The sequence below is a fragment of the Microbacterium sp. 16-032 genome, from assembly GCF_041079455.1.
Taxonomy (GTDB): Bacteria; Actinomycetota; Actinomycetes; order Actinomycetales; family Microbacteriaceae; genus Microbacterium; species Microbacterium testaceum_A.
Map to the genome: position 1 here is coordinate 46,207 of NZ_JBFYGQ010000006.1, position 12,200 is coordinate 58,406.

10 protein-coding genes are annotated in these 12,200 nt (G+C 72.3%); 2 read left to right on the forward strand and 8 right to left on the reverse strand.

Annotated elements, in window-relative coordinates; all coding sequences use genetic code 11:
• The first annotated feature begins 4 nt into the window (after positions 1-4).
• On the forward strand, positions 5-1,321 hold the full coding sequence (aceA, locus tag AB6V31_RS13825; RefSeq protein ID WP_369366307.1) for an isocitrate lyase: 1,317 nt from the start codon (positions 5-7) through the stop codon (positions 1,319-1,321).
• 135 nt (positions 1,322-1,456) lie between these two features.
• Entirely contained in the window at positions 1,457-3,118 is a 1,662-nt protein-coding gene (aceB, locus tag AB6V31_RS13830) for a malate synthase A (protein WP_369366310.1), read from the forward strand.
• 57 nt (positions 3,119-3,175) lie between these two features.
• Here aceB and AB6V31_RS13835 read toward each other — a convergent pair whose 3' ends face one another.
• The 8 genes from AB6V31_RS13835 to AB6V31_RS13870 are packed head-to-tail and all read right to left on the reverse strand — an operon-like array spanning position 3,176 to position 12,136.
• On the reverse strand, positions 3,176-4,522 hold the full coding sequence (locus tag AB6V31_RS13835; RefSeq protein ID WP_369366312.1) for an AMP-binding protein: 1,347 nt from the start codon (positions 4,520-4,522) through the stop codon (positions 3,176-3,178).
• Positions 4,515-5,123 (reverse strand): phosphohydrolase, encoded by a 609-nt coding sequence (locus tag AB6V31_RS13840; protein WP_369366314.1) that lies wholly within the window; start codon positions 5,121-5,123, stop codon positions 4,515-4,517. The genes AB6V31_RS13835 and AB6V31_RS13840 overlap by 8 nt, the downstream gene beginning before the upstream one ends.
• Positions 5,116-6,933, reverse strand: a complete 1,818-nt coding sequence (locus tag AB6V31_RS13845) for a VWA domain-containing protein (protein WP_235556872.1) — start codon at positions 6,931-6,933, stop codon at positions 5,116-5,118. Before AB6V31_RS13845 ends, AB6V31_RS13840 begins: the two co-directional genes overlap by 8 nt.
• Positions 6,930-7,571, reverse strand: coding sequence for a potassium transporter Kef (locus AB6V31_RS13850; protein WP_268104623.1), 642 nt, complete (start codon positions 7,569-7,571; stop codon positions 6,930-6,932). The genes AB6V31_RS13845 and AB6V31_RS13850 overlap by 4 nt, the downstream gene beginning before the upstream one ends.
• Positions 7,568-9,139, reverse strand: coding sequence for an AAA family ATPase (locus tag AB6V31_RS13855; RefSeq protein ID WP_369366317.1), 1,572 nt, complete (start codon positions 9,137-9,139; stop codon positions 7,568-7,570). Before AB6V31_RS13855 ends, AB6V31_RS13850 begins: the two co-directional genes overlap by 4 nt.
• 9 nt (positions 9,140-9,148) lie before the next feature.
• Positions 9,149-10,219, reverse strand: a complete 1,071-nt coding sequence (locus tag AB6V31_RS13860) for an AAA family ATPase (RefSeq protein WP_369366319.1) — start codon at positions 10,217-10,219, stop codon at positions 9,149-9,151.
• Positions 10,212-10,820 carry a nicotinamide riboside transporter PnuC gene (pnuC, locus tag AB6V31_RS13865; protein ID WP_056223843.1) on the reverse strand — a complete coding sequence of 203 codons (609 nt, stop codon included), beginning with the start codon at positions 10,818-10,820 and terminating at the stop codon, positions 10,212-10,214. The genes AB6V31_RS13860 and pnuC overlap by 8 nt, the downstream gene beginning before the upstream one ends.
• A 20-nt stretch (positions 10,821-10,840) precedes the next feature.
• Entirely contained in the window at positions 10,841-12,136 is a 1,296-nt protein-coding gene (locus AB6V31_RS13870; protein WP_369366322.1) for a chloride channel protein, read from the reverse strand.
• Positions 12,137-12,200 lie beyond the last annotated feature (64 nt).

The following is a 12,200-nucleotide window of genomic DNA, read 5'->3' on the forward strand; positions in this document are numbered from 1 at the left end:
GCTCATGACGATCCAGGCCACCCCCGCCCAGCAGCCCCTGCGCTCCGGCGACCAGACCGAGACCGCCGACGAGATCCGCGCCGCGTGGGAGAACGACCCCCGCTGGGACGGCATCGAGCGCACGTACTCGGCGGAAGACGTCGTGCGCCTCCGCGGCAGCGTCCGCGAGGAGTCCACCCTCGCCCGCCGCGGAGCCGAGAACCTGTGGAACCTCATCCACACCGAGGAGTACGTCCGCGCCCTCGGCGCCTACACCGGCGGACAGGCCGTGCAGCAGGTGCGCGCGGGTCTCAAGGCCATCTACCTGAGCGGCTGGCAGGTCGCCGCCGACGGCAACCTCGCCGGACAGACCTACCCCGACCAGAGCCTCTACCCCGCCAACAGCGTGCCCGCGGTCGTGCGCCGCATCAACAACGCGCTGCTGCGGCAGGACCAGATCGAGCGCGCCGAGGGAGAGATCACCCAGGACTGGCTCGCCCCGATCGTCGCCGACGCCGAGGCCGGGTTCGGCGGTCCGCTCAACGCCTACGAACTGGCCCAGTCGCTCATTTCGGCCGGAGCCGCCGGCATCCACTGGGAAGACCAGCTCGCGAGCGAGAAGAAGTGCGGCCACCTCGGCGGCAAGGTGCTGGTGCCGATCCAGCAGCACATCCGCACCCTGAACGCCGCGCGCCTGGCCGCCGACGTCGCCGGGGTGCCGACCGTGATCATCGCCCGCACCGACGCCCTGGCCGCCGACCTGCTCACCAGCGATATCGACCCGCGCGACGCGGAGTTCCTCACCGGCGAGCGCACCAGCGAAGGCTTCTACCGCGTGCGCCCGGGCCTCGACGCGGTCATCGCCCGCGGACTCGCCTTCGCGCCGTACGCCGACCTCATCTGGGTCGAGACGGGCGAGCCCGACATCGAGCTCGCGCGCCGCTTCGCCGAGGCGATCCACGCCCGCTACCCGGGCAAGAAGCTCGCCTACAACTGCTCGCCGAGCTTCAACTGGAAGCGCCACCTCGATGACGAGCAGATCGCCACGTTCCAGGCCGACCTGGCCGCCCTCGGCTACGCCTTCCAGTTCATCACGCTGGCCGGCTTCCACGCCGTCAACCACTCGATGTTCGACCTCGCCCGCGGTTACGCCGAGCGCGCCATGAGCGCGTACGTCGAGCTGCAAGAGGCCGAGTTCGCCGCCGAAGCGAACGGCTACACCGCCACGCGCCACCAGCGCGAAGCGGGCACCGGCTACTTCGACGTGGTCTCGACCGCGCTCAACCCCGACAGTGCGACGCTCGCCCTGGCCGGCTCCACCGAGACCGCCCAGTTCCACTGAGCCCTCACCCGCTCTCGCCCACCCCTCGTCCCCCTTCTCGCAGTGCATGTCCCACTTTCGGCTGCCTGGGCCACCCCAGGCCGCCATTTTCGGGACATGGTCCGAGAAGCGGACGCGCCACAGAAAGCCACGACCATGACCCTCATCGACACCTCTCCCCCGCCCACCACCGAAGAATCGCGGATGCCGAGCACCCCGGCATCCACCCCGCACCTGCGCCTCGAGCGGCCCGTGCACGGGCGCGACGGCGAGATCCTCACGCCCGCGGCGCTCGCCTTCGTCACCGAGCTGCACGACCGCTTCGCCCGGCGCCGGCACGACCGGCTCGCCGCACGCCTGCGCCGCCGCTTCGAGATCGGCACGGGCGACGACCCGCACTTCCGCGCCGACACGGCGCACATCCGCGACGACCCGTCGTGGCGCGTGGCGGGCGCCGGCCCGGGCCTGGAGGACCGCCGCGTCGAGATCACCGGGCCCACCGACCCGAAGATGACGATCAACGCGCTGAACTCCGGCGCGCGGGTGTGGCTCGCCGATCAGGAGGACGCCACGAGCCCGACCTGGAGCAACGTCATCGGTGGCCAGCTGTCGCTGTTCGACGCGATCCGCGGACAGCTGTCGTTCACGAGCCCCGAGGGCAAGCGCTACGAGGTCACCGCCGAGCGCACCCCCACGATCGTGATGCGCCCGCGCGGCTGGCACCTGCCCGAGAAGCACGTGAGCTTCATCGATCGCGCGGGGCGGGAGCTCCCGGCATCCGGATCTCTCATCGACTACGGGCTGTACGTCTTCCACAACGCGCACGCGCTGATCGCGGCGGGCCGGGGACCGTACTTCTACCTGCCGAAGATCGAGTCGGCCGAAGAGGCACGGCTCTGGGACGACGTGTTCTCGTTCACCGAGGAGCGCCTGGGCCTCGACCACGGCACGATCCGCGCGACCGTGCTGATCGAGACGCTGCCGGCGGCGTTCGAGATGGAGGAGATCCTCTTCGCCCTGCGCGACCACTGCGCCGGGCTCAACGCCGGGCGGTGGGACTACATCTTCTCGATCATCAAGACCTACCGGGGCCGGGGCGCCCGCTTCGTGCTCCCCGACCGCAGCGAGGTCACGATGACCGTGCCGTTCATGCGGGCCTACACCGAGCTGCTCGTGCAGACGTGCCACAAGCGCGGCGCCTACGCGATCGGCGGCATGAGCGCTTTCATTCCGAACCGCCGGCGACCCGAGGTCACCGAGGCCGCGTTCGAGAAGGTGGCCGCCGACAAGCGGCGCGAGGCCGGCGACGGCTTCGACGGCACGTGGGTGGCCCACCCCGACCTCATCCCGGTGGCCCGCGCCGAGTTCGACGCGGTGCTCGGCGACGAGCCGAACCAGCTCGGGCGCACCCGCGACGAGGTGGCGGTCGACCCCGCCGACCTGCTCGACGTGCGCATCGGTCTGCCGGTGACGACGGCGGGTGTGCGGGGCAACGTCTCGGTGGCGATCCGCTACATCGAGGCCTGGCTGCGGGGCCTGGGCGCCGTCGCGATCGACGACCTCATGGAAGACGCCGCGACCGCCGAGATCTCGCGCTCGCAGATCTGGCAGTGGATCCACCAGGACCACTCCACGGCCGAGGGCACCGCCATCACCCGCGGCTTCGTCGAGGGTCTCGTGACGGACGTGCTCGCCGAGGTGCAGCGCTCCGAGGGCGACCGCTTCGACGACGCCGCCGCGGTGTTCCGCGAGGTGGCGCTGCGCGAGGAGTTCCCCGCGTTCCTCACCCTGCCGGCGTACGCGAAATACCTGAACTGATTCACCGGATGCCGAGGGGCCGGGGCCACGAGCCCCGGCCCCTTCGCGCGGCGGGAGTCAGCGCGCGGCGGACCGGAAGCGTCGGGGCTTGCCCTCGCCGAGGTCGGCGAGACGCTCGACGCGCTCGAGCCGAACGGGCTGACCGAGCAAGGCGCGCAGCGCGGTGGTGATCGCCGCGCCGTCGCCGCCGGCGATCCGCACCTCGAGCCCGCCGTCCGCTCGCTGCTCCACCGTCCAGCCGTGCGCGCCGTGGCTCTGCAGCTGCTGCGTGAGGTCGACCGATGGCACGCGCGTCCCCGCGGCACTGACGAAGTCGGTGTGCTCGCGCCCCTCGAGGTCGGCGATGCCGACGCCGCCGCCGGGGAGGTCGACGAGTCGACCGACGTCGCCGGTGCGGTACCGCACGAGCGGCAGCAGGGGGTTCTCGCCCGCGGTCACCGTGATCTCGCCCATCGCTCCGTCGGCGACCGGCTCGCCCGCAGCATCGAGCACTTCGACGTGCACCCGCCGGTCGAGCACGCGGAACGGTCCGTCGTCGGTGCGCACCGCGATCGGCCGGGTCTCGTGCAGGCCGTACACGTCGAACACGGGGCACGAGAACGCGGCCTCGAGCTCAGCGCGCAGCGGCGCCGACAGGGCCATCGCGCCCGAGAACAGGGCGAGCGGGTGCACGACGGCCCGCAGTTCGGGGGTCAGCAACTCGGACAAGCTGGTGGGGTTGCCCGAGATCACCTGCGGATCCGCGTCTCTGAGGAAGATCGAGCGATCGGATGCCGCCCGCCAGGCGCCCTCGTTCAGATTGACCCGCGCCATGGCGCGCTGGGCGAAGCCGCTGACGATCGACACGTACGTGAAGGCCTGGCGCTGCTGCAGCACCCACATGATCGCGAGCCGCTCGGCATCCGGCTCCCACTTCACACCCGCTTCGCGCACGAGGCGGACGAGCAGGTGGAAGCCGCGCGCCACCTCCTCGACGTCGTCGGGGATGACCAGCGCCGCCCCCGTCGACCCCGAGCTCGTGCCGTGCAGCATGCGGTCGAGGTCGGCGTCGAGGGGGACGAATGCCGAGACGTCGGCGACGAGATCGCGCCGCTCGATCGTGGGGAAGTCGTCGAGGGTCCGCAGCCCCGTCATGCCTCGATAGAACGGAAGTCGCCGCGCGGTGTCGAGGTGCGCGTCGAGCCACCCGTCGAGCGGCAGCGGCGTGCGAGCGCGGTCGACGGCCTCGGCGGTGAGTCGGTCCCCCGTGGCGTGCACCCACGCGGGGGCCGCCGGGTGCGTGCGCCACCGCTGCAGGCGCGCGGCGCCGTCGGCGTCGAGGGTCGGCCAGCGCTCGGCATCCGTCAGCACCGCCGCCGACCCCGGCCGGTACTCGCCGAGGGCGAGCGGGTCGTCGTCACTCACTCGAGTACCTCGCGGCGGCTTCCCGGGCGCGCGCCTCGGCGAGGCGGCGGGCGATCTCCTCGCGGTGACGGTACGCGGCGTACGCCTCGGCGAGCGCGGCGTTGCGGCGGAGCGAGTCGCGCGCGTCGAGGAGGGCGCGCGCGGTCTCGCGGTCTTCGCCCGCTGGCAGGAAGCCCGCCCACAGCAAGAAGGTGCGCGCCGCCTCTTCCCGCCGCTCGGCATCGGCGAGCCAGTCGCGTGGATCGACGACGGGCGCCAGACGCAGAGCCAGCGCGTCGATCGCGCGCGCCACGTCGCCACCGGCGAGTGACGGGACGAACGGTTGCACGAGGTCCTCGCTCGCCACCACCCACAAACCGATGGCCGCACCCGTGCGCACCCGCTCGTCGTCGGCGTGATCGAGGGATGCCAGGGGTCGGCCCCACACGTCGCCGGCGAGCGCGCGCAGCGAGACGTCGTCGTCGAGGAACGGCCGCGGCACGCTCGACAGGCGCGCCGCGATCTCGTCGACCCCGGGGCCGGGCCGGGCGCTCGCCCACGCCGTGTCTTCGGGCGGCGCGATCGCCGACCACACGCTCAGCAGATCGTCCGCCTCAGCCACCGAGCACCTCCGCCAATCGCGCGCACACCGCGGGTGCGTCGTCCATCCGTTCGATGTACATCACCTCGTATCCCGCCCGCAGCGCCGGCTCGGCGACCCGGTGCTGTCGATCGAGCACGACGAGGGTCGCCGTGCTGAGTGTCTCGCGCACCCGGGGCGCGACATCGGCGCGAGCGGGATCGCCGTCGCCGAAGAGCGAGGTCAGCCCGTCGTCGGAGAGAACGACGAGGTGACGCCGGTGCGCGGCATCCGGAATCCCCCGTCCGGCGTACCTCTTGTCGAGCAGGTCGAGGGGGAAGGTCGTGCCGCCGGCGAAGAAATGGGCGAGGTCGGCGATGACCCGGGCGGGGTCGCGAGAGTACTCCTCGCGGCCGGCGACCTGGCCGGGTCCCGAAAAGCTCGTGACGCGCACACGTCCGCCTCCCCGCAGCACCGACAGGGCGAGGATGGTGCCCGCGAGCACGGCGGGCGAGCCCGTCTGCGGCTGCGGCATCGAGCCCGAGCTGTCGATGTAGAGGTCGAGATCGATGCTCGACGACACCGGCGGCGGATCATCGGGCAGGTAAGAGCGCCGCAGCGTCGTCACCCCGGGCACGACCGCCCCGCCCGCCTGCAATGTCGCGGGCCAGTCGAGATCGGCGAGGTCGTCACCGGTCTCCCAGCTCTCGAAGGGTCCCGGGAGGTCGGCCGAGACCGCACGCGGCAACCGCTGCGTGAACGGACGCACCCAGCGCGTCGCCTCGGCTCGGTACCAGGCCGCGATCACGGCAGCCGGGTCGGCGTCGGCGTACAGCTCGAGGGTCTGCGCGATCCCGAGGGCCTGCCCCGTGGCCGAGCCCTTCGCCGCCGGCGCAGCAGCGGCCCCCGCGGAGGAAGGCACCGCGCCGCTCAGCCGCCGATCCGACAGCACCCGGCCGAGCTCCGAGGGGGTCGCGGCGGCGTCATCGGCGGCGCAGGTGCCTCCGGGGAGCGAGGCCGCGCCGTCGGTGCGCGGATCGATGAGGTAGGGCGCCACCACGACGCCGAAGCGCAGGGCCCCGGCCACGGCGTCGCCCGCGAAGGTGCGCACGAGCGAGGCGAGCACGTCGGCGTCGAGGGCGGGACGCGTGACCGTCGCTTCGGCGAGTTCGTCGGACACGCGCTCGGCGGCCCTGCGCGCCTGCCGCAGCGCCTTCTCGGCCGCGCGGTGCTCCGCGGCGATGCGCGTCCAGGGCAGTTCCTGCTTCTGCTTCGGCGGGCGTCGGGCGGGCTCCGGCGGCTCGGGGTCGCAGAGGGTTCCGCGGGGCAGGTTCCACAGCAGCTCGTACGTGCGCAGGTACACCCACCACAGCGGGCTCGGCGACGAGCGCGAGGCGCGGTACAGCTCTCGCGACAACCGCACGATGCCGGGCTCGCCCACCCCGTCGCGCCGTCGCTGCAGGACGGCGACACGGGCGTTGACGAGCAGGTCGGTCCACAGGTTCGACATCAGCGCGAGATCCTCGTCGCGCAGGGTGGGTGCCCCCGCGGCCTGCAGGGCGCGGGCCATCTGATGGCGGATCTTCAGCGCGTCCAGGCGCGTGCTCGGGGCGAGCACGTGGTGCCCGAGTTCGTGCGCGAACACGCTCTCCATCTCGCCTGCTCCCCCGAGCTGCGCGACCATGACCGGGTCGACCGTGACGACCGGCGGAAAGGTGAACCACGCGGGAGCGCCGTGCTCGTCGCCCGCGCCGGGAGCCATGCGCGCCTCCTGCAGCCGCACGCCCCACAGTCGCTGCGCCGCCTCCCACGCCAGCAGGTCGCCTCCGATCGGCGACATCGTCGTGCTCACGCCGGCTCCGCGACGTGGATCCACACCAGGTACGAGTCGGCGAAGGTGATGACGGATGCCGCGCCCGCGGCGCCCGGATCGGGCTCATCGTCGAGCGGGCTCAGGCGCGACCCCCAGGCGTCGGCGTCGATGCGCCACCACCGCGCCCCGGTGCGCACGGCGAACGCGCCGTCGACACCGAGCGGTCGACCGTCGGCCGGAGGCGCCGTCCACGCGCCGCCGAGACCGCGGAACCCTCCGACCGCGCAGACGTAGCCGTTGGCCTCGCGGCGCCCGGGCCACCAGTACCGGTCGGTTCTCTGGCGCTCGACGAAGACGCCGAGGTGGGCGGCATCCACCCCCAGGGCGGCCGCCGCGGCTGCGCCTTCGCCGGACGACCACGCCCGCTCGATGCTGCCCAGGGCGTCGTCGCGCAGGCCGAGCGCGCCGGCTCGCCAGCCCGCGATGCCGGCGAGGGCGATCGGGTCGAACCCCTCGCCGGCCGCGCGCCCGGCCGCGAACGACACGGCGAACCGCTCGGCCGAGCCGCCCGCCGCTTCGACGTTGCGTCCCGCCAGCGCCAGGTCGAGCCCCTCGACCGGCACCGGGGTGCCCACCGGCGGAGTGCGATCGGCGAGGTGGCCGGGGCGTCGGATCACGAACGCCCCTCGAGCCAACGCAGATAGGCCGTGTAGCGCTGGTGCAGGTACTTCAGCGCCATGAGGTCATCGAAGTCGCGGCCGTAGAGCTTGCCGGTGCCCGCGACAGTGCGCAGCCGTGCCTCGATCTCGGTGAGGCGCCGACCGGCCTCGACCGCCCCGACGCCGTCGAGGCCCGCCTCGAGCTGCGCGAGCAGCGCGCCGACCGGGTCGTCGCCCCCGCGGCCGAGGGCGTCGAACTGTCGGCCCGACTCCGCGAACAGGTCGGCGAGCCAGCTCATCACATCGGTGCTGAGCTCGCGCTCGGCCCCCACATCGAACCGAGGATGGGTGGGATTGGGCAGCAGCTTGCCCCGCAGCACGAACGGCAGCATCGCCCCCACGTCGGCGACCGACACCGCGTCACGACCACGGAACCAGGCGACGGCCTTGGCGTAGACGATGAGGGTCTGCAGCGCCCGCACCGACAGGCCGTTGAGGGTCTGCGCGCCGGGATCGGTCATGAGGTCGGCACCGGAGTTCGCCTCGATCGCCTCGGCGACCCGGCCTCCGGCGGTGGTCACCGTGTCTTTCGTGCGGTACTCGAACCGGCGCCCGCCGCCCTGCACGAACTCGAAGTGACCGAGGAAGAACTCCAGCCGCCGACGCACCTCGGCCGGCACCGGCACGGCGCGGATCGCCGCGCGCATCGCCGACTGCTCGTCGGGAGCGAACACAAGCTCGGCGGGCACGTGCTCCTCGGGCTTCTCGCCGGCTTCGACGCGGGCGACGAGCTCGTCGAGGAAGCGGCTGTTGAACCCCGCTGCGGGCACGGTCACGTCCATGCGGTCGCGCAGCGCCTGGATGACGGGGAAGGTCCCGCCGCCCGCGTCGTCGTTGGCGGTGAAGAACCAGCTCTCCACGCCCGAAGCGGGGGCCGTGCGACGCATCTGGTCGTGGCTCTCGACGTAGCCCTCGGCCACCATCGTCAGCAGGGCCGACTGCGTCTTGGTGGGGATGCGGTTGTACTCATCGACGATCTTGACGGGCCGCGTCAGCCACTCGCGCCACGCGATGCCGATCTCGGCCAGGCTCGACGCGTTCATCAGATCGCGCGGCAGAGGGATGCCGACGAGGTCGCTGATCGACAGCTGGGGCTGCCCCTGCTGGACGCCGCGCCGCACCTCCTCGGGCGTCGACCCGGCGAGCACTCCCATGAGCACCGCGACGGTGGTCTTGCCGCGGCCCGGGCCGCCGATCAGCAGGCACTTGCCACCCACCGCGAAGCTCAGCAGCGGTAGCAGCACGTTCGAGGAGTACGAGGGCTCGTTCGGCAGGGTGAGCTCGGCGCCGGCGTCGCCCAGCTCGAACGTGAGCGGGCGCCCCGACGAGAACTCCACGTCGTAGTAGGGCGAGATGACCGCGCGATTGACGATCCAGTAGTACGTCTGCCGCAGCTTCTCGTCGAGAGGCGGCGCGGCCGGGGCGGGCGCCTCACGGAAGAGGTCGGCCGCGGCGAGCGGGGCGACCCCGTCGGCGGCGTTCGACGTCGTGGGTGACTCGGAGAGCTTGTGCCAGCGGTCGGCCATCGCGCCAGCCTAACGTCCGGCCCGTCGCCGCAGCTCCTCTTGCTCGGCGAGCGACCGCCCCTCCATCGGCGGGGAGAACGACGTCGCCCGCGCCACGGCGTCGCGCACGGCGGGCAGCGCCTGAGCGAGGCGTTCGGCGACCGACCCGCGCACCTCGAGCCAGGGCACGGGCTGCGCGGCGAGCACCTCGCGGAAGCGCTCCTGCATATCGGCGCGGATGTGCTCGCCGTCACGCATGCCGTCCTGCACGAAGGGGATCTCATCGCCCGTGAGGATGTACAGCGCCGGGCGGTGCTCCGCGGCCCGCGCCAGGATGCGCGGCGCCGGGGTGCCCACGTACCTCTCGTGCCAGAGCGCCGTGGCGAGGACGTCGGTGTCGCAGACGAGGACCGAGCGGGGAGCCCGCCGCACGGCATCCTGTTCCCACCCGATCTGGCGATCGACGACGAGATCGAATTCGTCACTGTGCCACGGGGCGTCGAGTCCGCCCTCGCGCGTCTCGCTGAGCTCGCGGCCGTACTCGGGCACCCAGATCGTGCCGAGCTCGGCGGCGAGGGCTTCGGCGAGGGTCGTGGAGCCCGTCGACTCGGCACCGAGGACGACGACGCGCGCGGCCAGATCGGCCCGCACCGCGGGCGACAGCTCGTGCCAGTGACCGTCGAGATCGGCGCGGATCGCCGTTCCCGACACGGGGTTGAGCCGGCGTCCCGGGTCCACCTGCACCCAGTCGGCACCGAGACGGCGCGCGAGCTCGGCCCCGTACTCATCGGAGGTGAAGACCACATCGACCGGCTCGTCGAGCAGGCCCGCGATCGTCGCGGTGTGCGCGTCCCACGCGGTCTCGGAGGCGAAGTCGACCGGAGTGTCGTCGAGGAGGTCGACCACGCGTACCGTCGGGTGGTCCTCGCGCACCCACGCGGCCCGTCGCTCGAGGGGGATCGATTCGACGGATGCCGCGATCACCTCGACCGTGACCCGCTCGCACGCCCGGGCCGCCGAGCGGATGAGGTGCGCGTGACCGACGTGGAGGGGGTAGAACTTCCCCACCACCACGCCGTGCCGATAACGGCGCTCAGGCACGCGCGGCGCTGAGGTCATCGGCATCCGTCGTCTCGTTCCGCAGCCGACTCCACGACCGCAGTCCGCCGACGCACAGGACGATGAAGAGGGCGTAGAGGGCGGCGATGATCCACAGTCCGGTGGCGATCGACAGCGCGACGAACACCACATCGACGCCGATCCACACCCACCAGCTCTCGATCCACTTGCGGTTGAGCATGTACTGGGCGACGAGGCTGGCCGAGGTCGTCGCGGCATCGGCGAGCGCCACCTGCGAGTCGGTGTACGTGTCGAGAAGCCAGGTCAAGACGAGCGTCCCCACCACCGCGACGACGATGAGCCACGGCACCGCCCGTCGAGGCGTGCGGGCCACGTACTCGCGATCGTGTTCGATACGACGCGTCCACCGGAACCAGCCGTGCACCCCGAGCACCAGGTACACCACCTGCAGTCCCGCGCTGGCGTAGATCCCGGCCGGCACGAACACCGAGAGGAAGACGAGGTTGTTGGCGATGCCGATGGGATAGGTCCACACGTTCCGCCGGGCAGCCAGCAGCACGCACGCCGCCCCCGTGGCGAAACCGAGGATCTGCATCCACTCGGCGAGAATCCAGTCGATCACCCGTCGAGCCTAGGCGGGTTCTACGGTCGGGCCGGGTCCATCGGCGCGAACGGGCGCAGGCTCTCGCGCGAGGTGAGCTTGGAGGCCACGAGCGACCCGGCCACAGCGAGGAAGATCGGCAACAGCAGCGTGAGTCCGGTGTTCGTGAACTCGATGATCAGTGCGATGGCCGTGAAGGGGGCGCGCATGTTCGAGGCGAGGAATGCGGATGCCGCGACGATCGCGAGCGCCGTGCCGTCGGCGCCGGGCCAGACGAACGCCCAGCCCGCCGCAGCCGCCGCACCGAGCGCGGCACCGATCGCGACCGACGGCTGCAGCGTTCCGCCGATCGCCCCCGAACCGAGCGACACGGTCGTCGCGACGTACTTCAGCACGGCGAGCGCGATGAGCAGCAGGGCCGGCTGCGAGAGGTCGAAGCCGGCGGTGGCGAGCGCCCGACCGTTGCCGAGGATGAGGGGGAACGCGGCGCCGAGCGCTCCCACCGCGGTGAAGGTGAGGGGCAGGACCACCAGCAGCTTCCAGCCGTGGGGGCGGAAGCGCGACAGCTTCTTCGTGATGGTCGCGAAGCTCGTCGCGCCCCATCCCATGAGGGGGCCGATGAGCACGGCCGCAACGACCAGCGAGGCGTTCACCTCGAGCGATCCCACCGAATACAGCGACCCGTCCCCGACGAGCGGGCGCGCGACCAGCGTCGCGATCGCGCTCACGGTGAGGGCGACCACGGCCGCGCCCACGCTGAACTGCGCGAGCAGGATCTCGACGGCGAACAGCGCGCCGGCCAGGGGCACGTTGTAGACCGCGGCGAGACCCGCACCCGCGGCCGAGGCGATCAGGATGCGGCGCCAGCGCGCGTCGAGGCGGAACCAACGGACGATCTTCGAGCCCGCCATGGCCGACAGCTCGCGCGGGGCGACCTCTTTGCCGATCGAGGCGCCCATGGCGACCGACCCCACCTGGATGACGGTGTCGGCGAGGGTTTCCCACCACGGCATCCGGGCCCCGTCGACGCCCTGCTCGACCGTGGCGAGCTTCCGCCCGAAACGGCGCAGGAGATACCAGCCGACGGCGGCCACGACACCCGCACCGCCGACCGTCGCGATCGGCAGCCACCACACCGCGGGGGACGCCAGGCCGTCGAGGAACGGCCCCTCCTCGTGGCCCCACACGAGGTGCTCGAGGCTGTGGACGATGAACACCAACAGCAGGACCGCGAGACCGGTCGCCACCCCGACGATGAGGGTCGCGAGTCCCAGACGAACGAGCGTGCCCAGTCCTCGACGACGGGAGGGCAGCAGGGTGGGTGTCGCAGCGGTCACCCCGACACGCTAATGGAGCTGTGTTTCGTAAGTCGTCACGACCCTCGGCCGGGGCGGGCGCGAA

Excerpts from the sequence above, each read along its gene's own strand:
- aceA (WP_369366307.1), top strand. The coding sequence starts at position 5 with ATGACGATCCAGGCCACCCCCGCCCAGCAGCCCCTGCGCTCCGGCGAC.
- aceB (WP_369366310.1), top strand. The coding sequence starts at position 1,457 with ATGACCCTCATCGACACCTCTCCCCCGCCCACCACCGAAGAATCGCGG.
- AB6V31_RS13855 (WP_369366317.1), bottom strand. The coding sequence starts at position 9,139 with ATGGCCGACCGCTGGCACAAGCTCTCCGAGTCACCCACGACGTCGAAC.